Consider the following 17648-nt stretch of genomic DNA (forward strand, 5'->3'; position numbering starts at 1 on the left):
ATCATCATACCCAACTTCCTTATTGGGTAAGATGCGGTGGAGATGATTAGATGGTGAGTAAGTCCGGTGAGGTGCCTGAGTCTGGCTGCCGGTTTTCCCCGGTATCGAGTAAAAGGCTTTTTTCCTCTTCCACCGGACTGAAAAAGCCGCCGGCATTGGGTGACTTTTGTTTATTGAACGCATTGACTGGTTTTTCCAGGAATTTTGCAAAGTCGTTATCATGGCCGTCCAAAACCGCCTTCTCAGCCGGTTTAGGCTCAAACCGGTTAATCAGCAGGTAAGACAAACCCGCCAGTAATAAGCCTGCAGCCAGAACGGCGATGGCGATGGGCAGCGGCATGAACGTGAAGCTTGCAAAAATTAAAACCGGTATGCAGGCATCGACAACGATCGAGCGCACCAGTTTTACGCTCTGGAATCGGGCCAGACGGTTTTGGTAGTCGACCCCCGCTTCAAAATCTTTAAGCATCAGGTAGTAAACCCGCATTTGATCTTCGAGCTCCTCACGCCTTTCTTTGCGGACCTCGGAGAAATCAATTAAGAGCTCTTCTTCGTTCCCCTCGAGGCGTTTGTATTCGGTCTGGCAGGCCAGGAGCTTGTTGAAACATTCGTCGTATTCCTTCTTCATCTGCTCAGCGGTGGCTTTGGTTTTAGCCATTTCAATGCCGCTGGTGACTGCGGAGTAAATCACTGTCAACGTAAAACACAGGGCGGCCCCTACCGCCGCAACGATCAGCAGCGCGGGTGCTGCAATGAGCCCCGGCGGTGCAAACCCGCAGCAAACCACGGCAAAGGCAATCAACAGGCCAGCAGAGTAGGCGATGTCATTGATTGTGCTGTACTTTTTATACTTCCAGTTAAACTCAGCCTGGACAATTGCTCTATGAAGCTCGGCAATGCGTTCTTCATTTCCGGGCGTTAATCGAAGCTCGCCAATGGTTTTATTAAGCATGGCAATGTGCTGTTTATGATTCGTTTCTTCTTCAAAATAACGAATGACCGAGAGAACCAGATCCATGGCCAGCAAGGCGGCTGTCGCTAAATTACCGCCCCAACCCATCCAGCCCGGGCCTTTTAACCAGAAGAAACAGACTAGATTGGCTGTTGCCCAAATGGAATCATTCAGCAATGCAAATTTGCGCTCTTTCAACTGGCCTGTGAATCGCTGCCAGGGTGAGGTTAATTTGGCTGCTTCCTGCTCTTCCGTTGTCATCCAGGGACCGACAAAGGTATGTTTTAATACCAGGATCATATTAAGAATAAAACGGGCATAATAAAGCAGCCAGCTCATGTAACCGGTGAAAGGCGAGGGTGCGGAGACCGCGGTCTGTGTCTGCTGTTTGTTAAAGAAATCATCCGATAACAAGTCGAGCACGCTGGCCAGCATGCCGCCGCCCCATACCCAATAAAGACGGCGCTCATTAATGGCACCCATCCATTTCTTAATGAAGGCGGTATTGCCGCTGGCAAATTCACCTTGCGCGATTTTTTCTGCTTCAATGGCCTCGAGTCTGGCAAACTCAGCATTCTCAGAAGCTGGCTTAAGATCCTTAAGACCGTAGAGCTCTTGAAGTCTGTCGGCCAACCACTGCCCCACAATCATACCCGTGAATTTCAGGTACTTTTCAGTGGAAACCTGTTCGATTTGATGCTGTTGTTCAGGCGAGTGTAAGTCTGTCTCCGTCATAACCCTTAATTGATCCATCAACGCCGCGCATCGCTCCATGGATTCGCGGTATTTTTTTAAATTGTACTGCCGGCCCTGCGTGGATTCGAGCTGGTATTGGGCATACAGTAAAAAATAGATCAGTGTTAACTTCTTCTGCAAAGCCTCTTTCTTTACTTTATTTAAGAAAGCGAAGCTTGCCGTATTAATGGCATCTAATTCAGTGAGGTAAAAAGGGAGAAGGCTCGGAGCGTAATTTTGTAACCCTGCCAGTTCTTCACCATTGAAAAGGTTAACCAAAGTGCGTGCACGATAAAAGTTAGAGGCGGCATCAATACCCATAGGACTTAACAGGGTTTCAGGCTTCAGTAACAATGTTTCGGTCTTCACACTCATGGATCACCTCATATAGCTGGAGTGGTGATAGCAATGCACAATTAATCGCGCAATCTGTATTATTTTATAACATAGCAGGCGTTTGGTGCACAAGATGTGAGTATGGAATTTACACTGTTGAAAAATTATTTACTGTAAAACGCAGTTAAATTACTAAGAATCAACCAATTTGCGCTGATAAATGTCATCAAATCGCTCAATGTCATCTTCGCCAAGGTAATGACCGCTTTGCACTTCAATGACAAAAAGCGGTTGCTTGCCGGGATTTGAGAGGCGATGGCGGGTCCTGGGCGGAATGTAGGTGGATTGATTGGCCTCCAAGTGCATGATTTTTTCATCATTCACGACTTCGGCCTCACCGCCGACCACCACCCAATGTTCAGCGCGATGCTGGTGTTTCTGCAGGGAAAGGCGGGCGCCGGGTTTAACCATCAGGCGTTTGACTTTAAAGGCAGGACCCTCCGCTAATATTTCATAATAACCCCAGGGGCGCATGACGCGCTGGTGATCGTCCACCAGTTGCTGATTGTCACCCGTGAGGGAGTTCACCAGATCTTTCACCTGCTGCGAGTAGCTCTTGTCGGCGACCAGCACGGCATCGGGCGTGGCGACAATGATCTGGTTTTTGATGCCTAAGGTCGTGATCAAGGCATTGCTGCTGCTGATGAGGGAATTATGGCTTTCCTTGGCAATGACGTTGCCATGCAGGACATTGCCCTGCTCATCCAAGGTATTGGCTTCAGCGACTGATGTCCAGCAGCCTAAGTCACTCCACTGAATATCGACAGGAATAACCACCGCCTTGTCGGTTTTTTCCATGACCGCGTAATCGATGGAGTCACTGCGGCATTGGGAAAACGCTTCATCATCCAGGCGAAGAAAATCCTGGTGATGATGGCCTTTGCTCAAGGCCTGCTGGCTTTGGCTGGCAATATCCGGCGCATGCCGTTCAATTTCATCAAGGTACACGCCGGCGCGGCAGACAAACATGCCGCTGTTCCAGTAATAATGCCCCTGCTCCACAAAGGAGGCGGCCAGAGCGGCATCCGGTTTCTCTCGGAAGCATTGCAATGCGAAAATACCTGGTGCCAATTCATTGCCGGCTTCAATATAGCCATAGCCGGTTTTAGGGCTGTCAGGGCGGATACCAAAGGTAATGATAACGTCTTCTTCCGCGGCATACTGACAACCCTGAGCCATGGCTTTTTGCCAGGCTGAGGAGTCGGCTATCCAGTGGTCGGAAGGCAAAACCAGCATCAACGCTTCACGACCGGCCTGATTGACCAGATGACGGGCGGCGACGGTAATGGCGGGTGCGGTATTGCGGGCGCAGGGCTCAAGCAGGTAGGTCAATTGCGGCGTTTCAGCCAATTGCAATTGCTCCAGCTGCTCCTGGCAAAGAAAATAATGCGCGTCATTGCTGACCACCAGAATCTGCTCGCAGGCAAGGCTTGCTACCCGCTTCATGGTTTCCTGCAGTAAGGAGTGTTGCCCCTGCAGGCATAAAAACTGTTTGGGAAAGTTTTTACGGGATAAGGGCCACAAGCGGGTACCCGACCCTCCGGCCAGGATAACAGGAAACAGTGCTGACATCTTCATCCAATGGACAGGCAAATTGTGCGGATTTTAGCAGTATCCGGCTGAAATTGGCAATCACCGGTCATCGGGGATTTAAGGACTGGCTTGTCTCAGATTGTGCTATGATGGCCGCCCTTGTTGGTTTTTTTACGGGTAATCATGAAAAAGGCCCTTGTTTTATTATCCGGCGGTCTGGATTCCACCACCTGCCTTGCTATCGCCAAATCACAGGGATATGCCTGTTATGCCCTGAGTTTTGATTATGGCCAACGCCACAACGCCGAGCTTGAGGCCGCCAAGCGCGTCGCCCGCCAGTTAGGGGTAATCGAGCATCGTGTGTTTACTCTGGATATCGGTCAATTCAAAGGGTCTGCCTTAACGGATGCCTCCGTGGCTGTGCCGGATTATTGCGGTGACGGCAAAATCCCGGTCACTTACGTGCCGGCACGCAACACCATTTTTTTAGCGGTGGCTTTGGGGTTTGCTGAAACGCTTGAGGCTTTCGATCTGTTCATTGGTGTTAGCCAGATTGACTATTCCGGTTATCCTGATTGCCGGCCGGAATACATTGCCGCCTTTGAAGCCATGGCCAATCTCGCCACCAAAGCGGGGATAGAAGGCCATAAAACCATGATTCATACCCCTTTAATTGCATGGAGCAAGGCAGAAACGATTCGCCAGGGAATAGCCTGCGGTGTGGATTACAGTCTGACGGTTTCCTGTTATCAGGCTACGCCTGAAGGATTGGCCTGTGGTCGTTGCGACAGTTGCGCTTACCGCAGGAAAGGCTTTAATGAAGCGGGCATAATCGACCCTACACGTTACGTAACCGACTGATAACAGTAAAAAAATTGCTCCTTTACAGAAACGTTACAACATACTGCACATTTTTGTTTCATGCTTGGGTGAATGCTGCTATGATGAGTCCCGCTTTGAGCCAAAATAATAAAGGAGTAATCGATGTTAAAGTGGTTAAAAAATAACTGGAAATTAGTCACTGCGGTTTTTATGGCCCTGCTGGTTGGTGCTGTTCTGACTGCACTGTATTTTTTCGTTCCGCCTGTGGCTGTCGCTATCACCGGTTTCCTCGCTGTTAATGCGCCTGCGATTGGTGCAGCGATCACGGCAATGTCGCCTGTAGCGGGTGCTTTTGTTGTGGGTGCATTAGGTAGTGCCGCTACTCTGGCCTTTACCCTCATATGGAACCTGGGTGTTAAATTAACCAATTCGCTGGATGCCTGGATTAATCCCCCAGGCAAAGATAAAAAACCGGCCTTCAGTCCATTGGTTGAGGATGAAGAATCAGACAATGAGTCGCAAAATTCTCCAAAAGCGCCCCAAAAAGGATTGTCTTCTCCAAATCCTATGGCAAAGTTAGGTGGAAACCCCTCTAAAACATCGCTTATTACCTTTGACGAAGACGATCTGGAAGAGAAGAACGTTGAAAAAGTGAAGGCAACGACTAGCGAGCCTATCGTCTCTGAACATGAAAGCCCGAATCCAAACGGGGCAACCGTTTTGTCCTCGTAATCGTTCAATCGCTTCTGTTAACGCGGCGTAAGCCGCGTTTTTTTATTTCTTCATATGCATTCTTAAGAGTCATGGGGTATAATCGGCCATTTTGACTGCGCAGGCAAACGTATGAGCGATTCTCGAAAAATGCTGGTCACCAGCGCGCTGCCCTATGCCAATGGCCATTTGCATCTGGGCCATCTCGTTGAACACATTCAAACCGACATCTGGGTTCGTACCCATAAAATGCTGGGGCATCAGTGCATCAGTATTTGCGGGGATGATGCGCACGGTACGCCGATCATGCTCAAGGCTGAGCAGATGGGGGTGACGCCTGAGGCGCTGACTTCGGAAATGAAAGCCAGCCATGAGCACGATTTTAAAGCTTTTGCTATTGCTTATGATTATTACCATACCACCCATTCCCCGGAAAACCAGGCCCTGGCGGGTTTAATTTACGAACGGCTTAAAGCCAATGGCGACATCGTGACCAAAACCATTCGTCAGGCTTATGATCCATTGAAGGCGATGTTCCTGCCCGACCGGTATGTCAAAGGCACCTGCCCCAAGTGTGGAGCGAATGATCAATACGGTGATAATTGTGAAGCCTGCGGTGCGACTTATGCGCCGACGGATTTGGTTAATCCTGTTTCCGCCATTTCCGGCGCCACCCCGATTGAAAAAGAATCGGAGCATTATTTTTTTGATTTACCGCGCTATGAACAACTCTTAAAAGACTGGACGCGTAAAGGCCATTTGCAGCCGGAAGTCGCCAACAAACTGGATGAATGGTTTGCCGCCGGCTTAAAGCAATGGGATATTTCGCGGGATGCACCCTATTTTGGTTTTCCTATTCCCGGTCAAACGGACAAGTATTTTTATGTGTGGTTGGATGCCCCAATCGGCTACATGGCCAGCTTTAAAAAATACTGCGATGAACAGGGGCTGTCTTTTGATGAATTCTGGAATAAAAATTCTCAAACGGAGCTGTATCATTTTGTCGGAAAAGACATTGTCTATTTCCATGCCCTGTTCTGGCCGGCCATGTTGGCGGGCAGCAACCACCGCTTGCCCACCGCGGTTTACACCCATGGGTTTTTAACCGTGGAAGGGCAGAAAATGTCGAAGTCGCGCGGCACGTTTATCGAGGCGCGGACTTACCTTAAGCATTTGCATCCAGAATACCTGCGTTATTACTTTGCGGCCAAACTGAACGGGCGCGTGGATGATCTGGATTTAAATTTTGATGATTTCATTAATCGCGTAAACGCGGATCTGGTCGGAAAGGTAGTGAACATTGCCAGCCGCTGCGCGGGATTCATTAACAAACGCTTTGATAATCGCCTGGCCGCCGAATTGTCTGAGCCTGCACTTTACCAGGATTTACTGGCAGTTAAGCCGGCGGTGATTGACGCGTTGGTGCAACGCGATTATGCCCGTGCTGTCCGACTCATCATGGAATGTGCCGATCGGGTGAATCAATACATCGATGCCAATAAACCCTGGGCGTTGGCCAAAGACAATGATCGCCTTCCCGAGGTACAACGTATTTGCACCATGGGACTCAATTTATTCCGGGTGCTGATGACCTATCTAAAACCAGTCCTGCCGGACATGGCCAGGGAAGCGGAATCTTTTTTAAATTGTGCGCCGTTTGACTGGTCTACTGTGGATACCCCCTTGCTTAATCATGCCATTCACCCCTTTACTCCATTGATAACCCGTGTTGAGCGGGAAAAAATTGATGCCATGCTGAATGAAGGCAAGTTAACGGCCGCAAAGCCTCAGGAGGAAAAGAAAATGCAGAACCCTGCTCAAGAAGACACGGTCTCGATTGATGATTTCAGCAAAATCGATTTACGCATAGCCCGTATCATTGCGGCCGAGCCCGTTGAAGGCGCTGATAAATTGCTGCGGCTTCAACTCGATTTGGGCGAGCAGAAAAAACAGGTGTTTGCCGGTATCAAGAGCGCTTATCAGCCGGAACAACTCGTTGGCCGATTGACGGTGATGGTCGCTAATCTCGCGCCGCGTACCATGCGTTTCGGCGTATCGGAAGGCATGGTCTTGGCGGCAGGTGACGGCAAAGGACTCTTTTTGCTTAACCCGGACGAGGGGGCGCAACCCGGTATGAAAGTTAAATAATGGCCACGGTCGAAGACATTGACGCGCTTTTGCCCCAGACGCAATGCGGGGAATGCCGTTATGCCGGTTGCCTTCCCTATGCCGAGGCCCTGGCGCGTGGCGCGACCACGATCGATCGCTGCCCGCCGGGGGGAATTAATACCGTTAAGGCCTTAGGCCAATTGCTGAACGTGGATGTTAAGCCTCTGCTTGCCGAAGTAAAACTGAATACCCGTGCCCCGGCGCTTGCGCGTATTCGTGAGGCCGAATGCATCGGGTGCACCAAATGCATTCAGGCTTGTCCTGTGGATGCCATCCTGGGCAGCGCCAAACGCATGCATGCCGTCATCACCCATGAATGCACCGGATGCGGTCTATGCGTTGAGCCCTGTCCCGTGGATTGCATTGATTTGCACCCGCTTGAGGAGCCGCAGTATGACCGCCAACTGGCACGCCAGCGCCATCGCGCCCGCCAGACGCGTCTTTTGCGGGAAGAACATGAAAAGCAACAGCAATACCGCCAAAAAAGCCGATTGGCTCTTCAGGAAAGCAATCAACAGGATTTAAAGGCAAAACAGGATTACATTCTTCAGGCACTGGCGCGGGTGGAAGCAAAAAAGAAAACCAATGGATAAAAACAAACGACGGCTTATTTTTGAGCGCTTTCGCGCCCAAAACCCGCACCCCACCACCGAACTCCATTACCGTTCCCCGTTTGAACTGCTGATTGCCGTGATGTTGTCGGCGCAGGCGACGGACATCAGCGTCAACAAGGCAACAGCGCGCCTATTTCCTGTCGCCAATACCCCGCAGGCGTTGCTTGCGCTGGGGGAGGATGGATTAAAAGAATACATCAAAACCATCGGACTCTATAACAGCAAAGCCGCCAACGTCATTAAAACCTGCCAGATTCTGCTGACACGCTACCACGGCCAGGTGCCGGATAACCGCGAAGCCCTGGAGTCATTGCCGGGTGTCGGCCGAAAAACCGCCAATGTGGTGCTTAATACCGCCTTCGGCCAGCCCACCATGGCGGTGGATACGCACATTTTCAGGGTGTCCAATCGCACCGGCATTGCGCCGGGTAAAACACCGCTCGCGGTGGAAATGAATTTACTGGCCAGGGTGGATAAGGAATTTCTGCAGGATGCCCACCACTGGTTGATTCTTCACGGACGCTATGTCTGTGTCGCCCGCAAGCCCCGTTGTCCACAGTGCCTTATCCGTGATTTGTGCGAATACCCTGATAAAACAAAATAAATTTCCTTCGTAAAAAAAACCGGCGGATCTGGTAATTAGTAGGCATTCCCCCTTAGAATGATCATCTCACCGTTTGCAGGAGAGCTAAATGGGATGGAATGATGTTTGGAAAACAGCCAGTGATTGGGCGCAGTCAGCCTGGACCCAGGCGGTAAAATTTAAATACACCTTGAATTCGATGTCTTTGCCCGTGGTCGCGGGTGAGACGGCGAAGTTCTCGTACAACACGCTGATCGGGCTGACAGAAGAAGTGGCGGCCTTGCCTCATGTATTGAAGGCTGCCCTTCTGCATCCCAAAACTCGCCGCACGTTTGGGCATCTTGCCCGCATTGGGGTTGAGGATTACGGCGCTCTGGTTCTCGCCTACCAAATCGAAAAAAGCCTTGAATCCGTGCTGCTGGCCGCACTGGAAGGCAGCGAAGGGCAGCCCTGGCTAAGCACCAGCACGGCATTATCTCTGGCGCTGATGCTTTTAAGGACGACTCACACGGCCTACGCATTCCGTAAACGCATCCAGATAGGTATCCGCTTAGCCACTGTCTCGATTGAGGCGAGCGGCACCATTACCTCGGCGAATCCGCAATTGGACAAAATGGGGGAGATCAGCAAGAACGAATCAAAATTAAGTGGCATCATTGGCGCATTGAGTGATCTGGTCAAGTACAGCCTGACCGATTTCACGATCAACCAGGGGGTCAAAAAAATTCCGGTGGTGGGGCCTGTAGTCGGCAATGGCCTGGCCGCCAAGCACACAGGCGACTTCATTCTGACCTCGGTTTTAAAAGGCATGGCCCCAAAGCATGTGCAAGCCTATTTGCAAGAATACCCTGAGTATGCCTGGGTACTGGGCATGACTCATACGATCCTGTCGTATTACGTCAATGATTTCATTGAAAACACGACGGGTGTTCCTCGGGAATTGTATGAAACCATCATCAACCAGACAGGGTTAGTGACGCTTATCGCAGTGGCCGCGCACATTCGTCTTCCACCGCCCGTTGCCGAATCAAAACGGCAAGTGCCTGATCCCATTCGGCTTTATAAGGCCGGCCTGCAGGTAGGACTGGATATCATCGGTTATGGACTGAAGGCCAAAATCCCCGAAATGCTTAAGAATGAATCCGTTATTCCCTGGGGGAAAGTATTCACTGTGGGGAAAACCGTGTGGTACCACCCGTCGACACAGACGGCAAAAATCATCTTTTTGCCCCGCATGCTGCATGGGAAAAAAGCGTTTTATCGCGATCCGGTGGTCGAACCCAATTGGGAAAGTCTGCGCACCCGGATAATTGCGGCGATTCAGTTGATTGAAAAATACAGTCAAAAGCTGCTTGTTGCCGCCGCCACAAAAATACCTAAAATTTCGGCGAAGGTTGCGGGGTTCTTGGGAGCCCCGCCGGGTGTTGTAGCCTTTGTTTTAAAACTGATGGCCAATGAGCCATTCATGCAGCGTTTGTCGGCTTTCCGCCGGCGTCTGGAGGCCATGCACATTGTCGATCTGCCGGAGCAGGAAAATTTAAGGCAGATGGAATACCTGCATCTGTCTTCACCTCAAAAAGAAAAAAAGGGGGAAAAGTCCGAACCTGTTATCAAGAAAACTCTGCTCTCACCAGACGAGGTACTCCATGGCTCCAGAGAGGTTTCAACGCCGCAACCTCTACCAGAAGTGGGCTATGCAACGCGCGACAACGAGGACTATTCTCCGAGTCTTTTGATGACCGGTGGTTTTTTTGCGAAGCAGGCGAGTAGCAAAAATGCAGCCGATTTAGATCCGGCCAGCCTGATGGGGATAAGTTCCAATTCCGACAGCAAGAATCTGAGGAAAGATCCCTTAACCAGTGATTTTTTTGCGAGGAAGGTGAATAGCAGAAATGAAGACGATTTAGATCCGGCCAGCCTGATGGGTATAAGTTCCCATTCCAGCAGCAAAAGTCTGGGGAAGGATCCCCTGGGTTAAATGCAGACCCCTTGTTCTAAAGGGGTTTATAACAGCTTTTTGCGCTTGAAAAAATAAAACATCAGTATGGCGAGCAGAATCATCAGGGTTAAAATGGCGGGATAACCATAACGCCATTTTAATTCCGGCATGAATTCAAAATTCATACCGTAAACTCCGGCGATAAATGATAAGGGTATAAACAGGCTCGCAAACAGCGTTAAGATTTTCATGGTTTCGTTCATGTGATTATTGACGGCCGAGAGGTAAATTTCCAGCATGCCGGTTGACATTTCACGATGCAGATCAATCAATTCAACCAGGCGGATGCTGTGATCATGCAGGTCACGGTAATAGAGGTAATAATGGGAATCAATCAGACGGCCATGCTCGGTTATCAGCAGATGGACGATGTCCCGCATCGGGGCGATAATTTTGCGGAGCGTCATGGTGCGCCGCTTGATGGTATAGAGTTCGCGTAATGAAATGGCGGAGGGGTTAATGATGATGATGTCTTCAATCTCGCCTAATTTTTTCTCCGTCTCTTCCACAAAATTAAAGTAATCATCAACAATGGTATCCATGAGCAGGTAGGCTAAGTACTCCATGCGGTGCTGACAGACCAGGGAATGGGGGTTACTTAACCGCTCGTACAACGAAGCCAGGTTAAAACGAGATGATTCACGGAAAGTGAGCAGCAGGTTTTTGCGAAGCAGCATACTGAATTGCTCGCGCTGGTAAGTCACCTCGTCGCCGGACGTGTCCAGTAATTGCAGAACAATAAAGAGGCTGTCATCGAGGATGTCGAGCTTTGGACGTTGGTGGGTGTTTAAGATGTCCTCAACGACCAGCGGATGAATATGGAATTCATTGCACCAGTCTGCGATCTTGCTGCTGTCTGAAAGGCCCTGCACATCCACCCACACATTCTGGTGAGCCGCCAGCGCTTCATGAATTTTTTCGGCATTAAAATGGTCATGGCGATGATAGGAATTGGCATCAAAAACATGGATGATGACCTGGGTTGCTTGCGGTTCCTTGTCCCCGACATACACGGCGGAGCCGGGTAACATGCCGCTTTTGGCCGAAGCCTTTCGCCGATATTTCGCCATGAACAATCCTTTCAGTAGGCAGGTTATTGTGACATGATAGGGTATCACTCCTTCAGTTTCTAGCACCATGGAATGGTTTTATAAACTGCTGTATAGCCTGGTTGATCATTACGTTTCTGAAAAGGAACGTGAAGCGGCCAAATTCTTTGTCGATATCATCCTTGAACATTCTCTTGAAGTCTGTGCCAGTAATATACCGGTTGAAATCAGAAGGGTATCTGCACTGTATGGCATCGATTTGGGAGTTATGAACTACCAGGGCAATAAAGAACGCCTGTGGCGGATGAATTGCGAGTTGAGCGGCTTGGCGTATGACTATTTTCTAGCCCAGAGAAACCCGCAGAAGACAACACTGCTGAGCGATCTGCTCACGGAGGCCGAGGAGTGCATCCAAACGACAATGTCGGCATTAAAATGCCCAGGCAAAAAACATCTTCCAGCGGATGATACGTCGGAGCTGAGGGAAAACGAAGTGGGGACGTCAATCTGCGAAGACATTTTCGTTTATGAGGGAAGTCCCCTGCACGATGAGACCGTTGTTGTTTCCAAAGAGAGCGTCACGGAGGAAGAACAGTCTGTCAGCAGTGACTCGTCTGCCAGTGACTCGTTTTCCGAAGAGCAACCGTTCAGGCCTAAAACACCGCCTGAGGACGAGCTTCGGCGAGAAGTGATCGTGATGTTTAACCAGGTTATTCAGCAAATTGATGATGGGAAAGGACTCCTGTCGCTGGAAACCTGTTTTGGCGTATTGAGCAAATTGTTAGACATCCTCCATGGGATTTACTCCCTGCCCAACGATGATCATGCCTTTATTCTTCAGGCTATTGTGCGGATGAGCAATACACCCAATGAAACCGCCCGGTTATTGTACCAAAAAATTGGCGGCGTCAATTCGCGGTGGACCACCGACGCCTGCCAGGCATTCGCCCTGCATGTTGAAAAGGAATTGTATCATCTGATGGTAAGCGGTCAGAACAATACCAGTGAGCTCGCGGCCGCCGCCGATCGTCTTTACCTGATTTTATGGGAACAGGCAGGTATTCACTTAACCGAGGCCGCTATCAGGAATTTAATCATCTGCACTGGAAATGCATTAATACATGACTTAAACGAGAAAGTCCCACCTCTTTTAGATCCGAGCGACTTCAAGCGGTTTCCAACCCGGTTTTTCAACACCCCTTCCGGTCAGGCATTCTATGTTCACCTGCACAAGGAAGTGTATGATTTATCCCTCAATCAAAAGACAGAAGAGGATTTAATTGCCGCCTCAGAGAGGCTTTATCTTCTCTTATGGGAAATCAATTGCCCGCTGAGGCCGGATGATGTGACCGCTATCGTCAGGGCATCGTTGAAAAAGCAGCTTGAAAATCCATCGTTATCGCTGTTCAGTGCCGTTAATTCAGCGCCCTTTCCGCCTCATTTTTTTAAGTCCGCGACTGGATACCTTTTCCTTGACCACCTGCAGAATGCCATCCTTCGCCTGCCGTTGAATAAAAACCTCAATGAGAAGACTGTTCTCGCTGTCATGGAGGATTTTCACTCCTCTTTGCCCGCTGTGCTGCTCGGAGTAACGCCGGCTTCGATCATCGATCTGCTAAAGGTTAAAATGAATCAATTGAAGCTTAAGCTGCTTATTGAGAAGGATGCGCCGCTTTGCACATTTGATTTACTGAAATATGCCGCGCGGGCTAACCGTATTTTAGGAGGTACGCTTAAGGATGCAGTACTGAATCAACAGTTCATGACCCAGTTTAAACCCGATAGAAACTACCATAAACAACAATGGAACGCCGATGCCTTTGCTGAATTGCTGTTAGGCCTGATGATTCTTTATATTAAACAGGATGAAAGTTACTTTGTCTTGTCGACGGGGGATTTCTTTAAAAAAGAGTTTGTCTTTTTAAAAAATCCAGGGCAAAAAGCGGCGGCCGTGAAAGAAATGCTGATGATAGAAAAAGAAGTGTTTGCCTTAATGGATCACAATGCCATGATTAGCCATGAGCGCCTGCGGCAGTTTGTGAACGAAGAACCGGCGGAAATAGCTGACATTCTGCTTGAGGATTGCCGAAAACAAAGCAACGAGTTCTACATGGAAATGAGCGCATATTATCAACCGCCTAAAACCCCCTGCAGTCATTCAGGGTATTCATGCCTGTTTTTCCCTTCATTTAAAACGGATGAAAGCCGGGATTCTAACCCGTCAAGCGTCATGGAGATGCAGGAGGAATCGGAAGAGCCGGGGTGCTGGTTGCAATAAAGTTGCCAAAATAATGGAAATAATGCTATATTCGTGGACAATTTGTAAACAGCCACGGTAAAGGCTTTATTTTGCCCTCAGATTGGCAAATTGCATGATATTTTTATGACTTCATCTCAGCCTCGTCATTACCTCATCCTTTCTGTGGCCATGATGACCTTCCTGCCGCTGCTCATTAATGTGTCCTTTAAAATCATCAGCCTGCAGGGGATGGTATTTACAGCCAGCAGCGTGCTTTGTCCTCTGGTGGCTTGTTTTTATTTGCTGGTTTTGAAAGCATGCACGTTGACTCAGCAACGGCAGGTGCTTCATCAATCGCTGCTTGCCCTTTACCTGTTCTCCATAGGGGTTTATCTATTGGTCAATCTGCCGTCTGTCGATTATGTCCGCGACAACATGGCTTACCAGATAGTTTTTGAAGACATTCCCAAGAAATTTTTCGCCGCGACGCTTGCATTTGGCTTGAGCTTTTATATTCCCCACCTGCTGTGCTGCTCTCCCCAGAATGAAACGTTCGCCTCGCCTCGCAAGCGGCTGTTGCTGGCTTTGTTCGGCGGATTCAGTTTTTTTACCCTGGATTTTTTTCTGCTGTTCTCTGATCCGAAGGTGCCTAATTTTCAGCAGATTTACATTGATTCCCTAATGATTGCTTCCGGCATCATGTTCAGCGCCAGTATCCTGTATCTGGCCGGTTTATTGTTTGGCAGCCGTTTGCGCTTGTTTCGCCGGGCGGCGACGCCGGATTACCTGCTGTCGCCTTTTTACCATTACCTGCTTGGCTTTTCCGTCGTCATTACGTTAATCTGCTTAGCCTGCGAGTACCGGCTGGTTTCATTTAACAATGGTTGGACCTTGCCCGCCAGCGGCATCCTGTCGCCGTTTCTACTGGTTGCCAGTAATCTGGTGGGCGAGATTTATGACTACCGCGCCAATTTGCGTCTGATGTTTGTGGTCTTACTGAGTGAATTAACCTTCGATGTGTTGTTGATGACGACGATCGTTTTGCCTTCACCATCTTATTTTGATCTCAATCCCTTTTACCATTTCATCATGCCCCGCCGCATCACAGCGACCACCCTGGCCCTGTTTGTCACCTTGACCTGCAATGCCGTGCTGCTTAAGAACTTAAAGGAAAGCGGCTACGCCGGGGGGAATCAGAGTCTGCGCCTGTTTGTGGCCAACAGTATTGCCATTTCCCTGTTATGCCTGGTCAACTACAGCCTGCTTTTTGCCGGCATTTACCCCTACGAGCAGATTTTCAGTCTGGCGATTACAAGCTGGGTTTATAAACTGGTGATGGTGGTTTTGGGATTGCCTCTGGTGCTTTGGCTCTACCGTTTGGTCAAGAAGCGGCAATCGCTGGGCCTTATGGACAGCCGGGCCGGCAAGGTTTAAAGACCTGCCGGCTTAAGCCTGTTAGGGTTCTTTTTTGATCGGCCGTTTCCAGCCAAAGACGGTTTTTTGCCGGCTTTCAGTAAGGGTCAGTTCGCCGGAGGGGACATTTTTACGAATGGTGCTGCCAGCGCCAATGGTGGCATGGGCGCCTACCGTGACTGGCGCGACCAATTGCGTGTCTGAGCCGATAAACACCCCGTCCTCAATAATGGTTTGATGTTTGTTGACGCCGTCATAATTGCAGGTAATGGTCCCCGCACCGACATTGACCTTTTTGCCTAAGGTGACATCACCCAGATAGCTTAAATGACTGGCCTTACTGCCGATGTCAAACACCGCGTTTTTGGTTTCAACAAAATTGCCTATTTTGCAGTGTTCGGCTAAGCGGGTGCCCGGGCGCAGACGGGCAAAAGGGCCGACCTGGCAATGATCACCCAACACTGCCCCATCCAGCACGCTGTTGGCTAAGACTTCGCAATGTTCGCCCAGGGTGACATTGGTCAAGGTGCAATGAGGGCCTATACGGCTGCCTTTGCCAAGCGTCACTTTTCCTGAAAAAACGCAGTTCACATCAATGAAAACGTCTTTGCCGCATTCTAATTCGCCGCGAATGTCAATGCGTGCTGCATCGGCGATGCCAATGCCCTGAAGCATGAGCTTTTCAGCCTGGTACTGCTGCCAGACGCGCTCCAGTTGCTGTAACTGCAGGCGATTATTGACGCCTTGAATTTCAAACACGTGCGGGGTGGGCATGGAACCGATAGTCTGGCCTTCGTTCACCGCCAGAGTAATGATTTCCGTGAGGTAGTATTCTCCCTGCGCGTTATCATTGCTTAACCGGGGCAACCAGCGGACGAGATCACTGACCCTGGCACAGCAGATGCCGCTGTAGATTTCGCGAATTTGCCGTTGGTCCGGTGTCGCATCCTTTTCCTCAACGATGGCTTCGATGGCCTGATTGGGGTTACGGACGATGCGGCCAAGGCCGGTGGGATCGTCCAATGTGGCCAGTAGCAGGGTCAAGGCCTGAGCGTCTGTCGCCGAAGTCACCAGCGCCTTTAACGTGTCGGCCTGAATCAAAGGCACATCGCCTGAAAGCACGAGGACCTGCGCCTTGGGATTTAAATGAGGCAGGGCTTTAAGCAGGGCATGCCCTGTGCCTAGTTGTTGCTCCTGCACCACCCAGTTGACGGATAGATGTGAAAGCGCCTCTTTGATCTGCTGCCCGCCATGGCCATAAATGACATGAATTGCCTGGGGACGTAGCTGTTGTGCTGTCTCCACCACCCGTTCAAGCATGGGTTTGCCGGCCAAGGGGTGCAGGACTTTGGGTAAATCGGAGTACATTCGTTTGCCCATCCCGGCCGCTAAAATAACAATCTCTAATGACATGAATAAATTAATCCTTGCGTTATGTCGTGTTTATGTGTTGGCCGTAGCCGAATTAAACAGTCTGCATTTATGTTGCGAATCCTGAAATTACTGATATGATAAAAAAATTGCGACAAAAGGAGTAGTGCAATGACTATTTTTCTTGAAATAGCGAAAGAATACCTCATTAAAGAACTGACCAAAATAAGCGATACGTCAGTGGCTTCAGATAAAAGTGTAGGTAATACGGTGTGCAGTTGGTTGGGGCTAGGCCGTGATGAAAGCTTGTCTCAATGCAAGCGCGAGTTGACGGACATATTACGGACGGACATTCGCAATCTGGCATCGGATGCGTCGGATGAAAATAACGTCGGGGCATTAAATCATTTATTGAGTGAATGCCGGAGAAAAGCACGAGAGAAAGCCGATGAAAAAGGCTATTCGGAGGGAACATTCGGGCCTGCCATGAATGAGGTCAGTACCCTGCTCACTCAACTGTATGATCGTTTTGCCGCAGCCGGTTTATTGGACATTCCCTACAACGCCAAAGATTCCGAACGACACCCTTTGACCGTGTTTCGCTACTGGGCAGGCGTTTATCTGGCCCACAAAGTGAAAGAAAACCGAGATAACTCGCAAAGCACACTAAAAACCATTACCCATAATCCCAAAATCACGTCCCTCAATCTCCTGGAAAAACAAAAACAGGATGCTGTGGTGAGTTTTATCAGGGAATGCGACAAAGATCTCAAAACGATTAAAGAAGACCTTGAGAATTATAGAGACGTCTGCACTAAACGAGTGCTGGAATTCCTTCGGCGACTGCTGCTTAAAAATAAAGAACTGGTTGAGCATCATGGTACGAACTTAGAAATTCCGGTGACCATTTCGTTTTTTGCCTCGGCAACTGTTTCAGGTCCTGCACTGGGACCTCATTCCGGGGAGCTAAAAAAATGCATTATGATGGCCATCAAAGAGTTAGGGGGCGACAAGGAAGAGAGTAAGGAAGAGCTACATACCGCGGCCACTTACAACAGCTAG

At 49.6% G+C, this 17648-nt stretch carries 13 protein-coding genes; 9 read left to right on the top strand and 4 right to left on the bottom strand.

The annotated features are described in order from the left end of the window. Positions 1-46: 46 nt before the first annotated feature. Positions 47-2062, bottom strand: a complete 2016-nt coding sequence (locus tag Lrub_RS14040; protein ID WP_058532719.1) for a hypothetical protein — start codon at positions 2060-2062, stop codon at positions 47-49. Positions 2063-2215: 153 nt separating this feature from the next. Then, a complete protein-coding gene (locus Lrub_RS14045; protein WP_058532720.1) occupies positions 2216-3655 on the bottom strand; it encodes a mannose-1-phosphate guanylyltransferase/mannose-6-phosphate isomerase in 1440 nt (479 codons plus the stop codon). Positions 3656-3799: 144 nt separating this feature from the next. On the opposite strand from Lrub_RS14045, the gene queC reads away from it, so the two are divergent. The 6 genes from queC (at position 3800) to Lrub_RS14075 (ending at position 10493) form a co-directional block, all read left to right on the top strand. After that, positions 3800-4477: a 7-cyano-7-deazaguanine synthase QueC gene (queC, locus tag Lrub_RS14050; protein ID WP_058532822.1), complete on the top strand. Its 678-nt coding sequence runs from the start codon at positions 3800-3802 to the stop codon at positions 4475-4477. 123 nt (positions 4478-4600) lie between these two features. After that, on the top strand, positions 4601-5170 hold the full coding sequence (locus tag Lrub_RS14055; protein WP_058532721.1) for a hypothetical protein: 570 nt from the start codon (positions 4601-4603) through the stop codon (positions 5168-5170). Positions 5171-5281: 111 nt separating this feature from the next. Beyond that, a complete protein-coding gene (gene metG, locus Lrub_RS14060) occupies positions 5282-7297 on the top strand; it encodes a methionine--tRNA ligase (RefSeq protein ID WP_058532722.1) in 2016 nt (671 codons plus the stop codon). After that, entirely contained in the window at positions 7297-7911 is a 615-nt protein-coding gene (locus Lrub_RS14065; protein ID WP_058532723.1) for an RnfABCDGE type electron transport complex subunit B, read from the top strand. The genes metG and Lrub_RS14065 overlap by 1 nt, the downstream gene beginning before the upstream one ends. Continuing rightward, on the top strand, positions 7904-8536 hold the full coding sequence (gene nth, locus Lrub_RS14070) for an endonuclease III (protein WP_058532724.1): 633 nt from the start codon (positions 7904-7906) through the stop codon (positions 8534-8536). Before Lrub_RS14065 ends, nth begins: the two co-directional genes overlap by 8 nt. Before the next feature lie 88 nt (positions 8537-8624). Continuing rightward, complete coding sequence (locus tag Lrub_RS14075; protein WP_058532725.1) at positions 8625-10493, top strand: hypothetical protein; 1869 nt, start codon at positions 8625-8627, stop codon at positions 10491-10493. A gap of 26 nt (positions 10494-10519) precedes the next feature. Here Lrub_RS14075 and corA read toward each other — a convergent pair whose 3' ends face one another. After that, entirely contained in the window at positions 10520-11584 is a 1065-nt protein-coding gene (gene corA / locus Lrub_RS14080) for a magnesium/cobalt transporter CorA (RefSeq protein ID WP_058532726.1), read from the bottom strand. 67 nt (positions 11585-11651) lie between these two features. Between corA and Lrub_RS14085 the strand changes: the two genes are divergently transcribed. Next, positions 11652-13841 carry a hypothetical protein gene (locus Lrub_RS14085; RefSeq protein ID WP_058532727.1) on the top strand — a complete coding sequence of 730 codons (2190 nt, stop codon included), beginning with the start codon at positions 11652-11654 and terminating at the stop codon, positions 13839-13841. Between the two features lie 105 nt (positions 13842-13946). After that, the gene (locus tag Lrub_RS14090; RefSeq protein ID WP_058532728.1) at positions 13947-15236 is read left to right on the top strand and encodes a VUT family protein; all 1290 of its coding nucleotides are present in this window, start codon (positions 13947-13949) and stop codon (positions 15234-15236) included. Positions 15237-15257: 21 nt separating this feature from the next. On the opposite strand, the gene glmU is transcribed toward Lrub_RS14090, so the two are convergent. Next, positions 15258-16628 (bottom strand): bifunctional UDP-N-acetylglucosamine diphosphorylase/glucosamine-1-phosphate N-acetyltransferase GlmU, encoded by a 1371-nt coding sequence (glmU, locus tag Lrub_RS14095; protein WP_058532729.1) that lies wholly within the window; start codon positions 16626-16628, stop codon positions 15258-15260. Positions 16629-16757: 129 nt separating this feature from the next. Here glmU and Lrub_RS14100 point away from each other — a divergent pair, with 129 nt between their 5' ends. Then, the gene (locus Lrub_RS14100; protein WP_058532730.1) at positions 16758-17648 is read left to right on the top strand and encodes a hypothetical protein; all 891 of its coding nucleotides are present in this window, start codon (positions 16758-16760) and stop codon (positions 17646-17648) included.

Source organism: Legionella rubrilucens (genome assembly GCF_001468125.1).
GTDB classification, from domain to species: Bacteria; Pseudomonadota; Gammaproteobacteria; order Legionellales; family Legionellaceae; genus Legionella_C; species Legionella_C rubrilucens.

Bases quoted from the DNA above. Each gene is read 5' to 3' on its own strand.
- Lrub_RS14040 (WP_058532719.1), bottom strand. From the start codon at position 2,062: ATGAGTGTGAAGACCGAAACATTGTTACTGAAGCCTGAAACCCTGTTA.
- Lrub_RS14045 (WP_058532720.1), bottom strand. From the start codon at position 3,655: ATGTCAGCACTGTTTCCTGTTATCCTGGCCGGAGGGTCGGGTACCCGC.
- queC (WP_058532822.1), top strand. From the start codon at position 3,800: ATGAAAAAGGCCCTTGTTTTATTATCCGGCGGTCTGGATTCCACCACC.
- Lrub_RS14055 (WP_058532721.1), top strand. From the start codon at position 4,601: ATGTTAAAGTGGTTAAAAAATAACTGGAAATTAGTCACTGCGGTTTTT.
- metG (WP_058532722.1), top strand. From the start codon at position 5,282: ATGAGCGATTCTCGAAAAATGCTGGTCACCAGCGCGCTGCCCTATGCC.
- Lrub_RS14065 (WP_058532723.1), top strand. From the start codon at position 7,297: ATGGCCACGGTCGAAGACATTGACGCGCTTTTGCCCCAGACGCAATGC.
- nth (WP_058532724.1), top strand. From the start codon at position 7,904: ATGGATAAAAACAAACGACGGCTTATTTTTGAGCGCTTTCGCGCCCAA.
- Lrub_RS14075 (WP_058532725.1), top strand. From the start codon at position 8,625: ATGGGATGGAATGATGTTTGGAAAACAGCCAGTGATTGGGCGCAGTCA.
- corA (WP_058532726.1), bottom strand. From the start codon at position 11,584: ATGGCGAAATATCGGCGAAAGGCTTCGGCCAAAAGCGGCATGTTACCC.
- Lrub_RS14085 (WP_058532727.1), top strand. From the start codon at position 11,652: ATGGAATGGTTTTATAAACTGCTGTATAGCCTGGTTGATCATTACGTT.
- Lrub_RS14090 (WP_058532728.1), top strand. From the start codon at position 13,947: ATGACTTCATCTCAGCCTCGTCATTACCTCATCCTTTCTGTGGCCATG.
- glmU (WP_058532729.1), bottom strand. From the start codon at position 16,628: ATGTCATTAGAGATTGTTATTTTAGCGGCCGGGATGGGCAAACGAATG.
- Lrub_RS14100 (WP_058532730.1), top strand. From the start codon at position 16,758: ATGACTATTTTTCTTGAAATAGCGAAAGAATACCTCATTAAAGAACTG.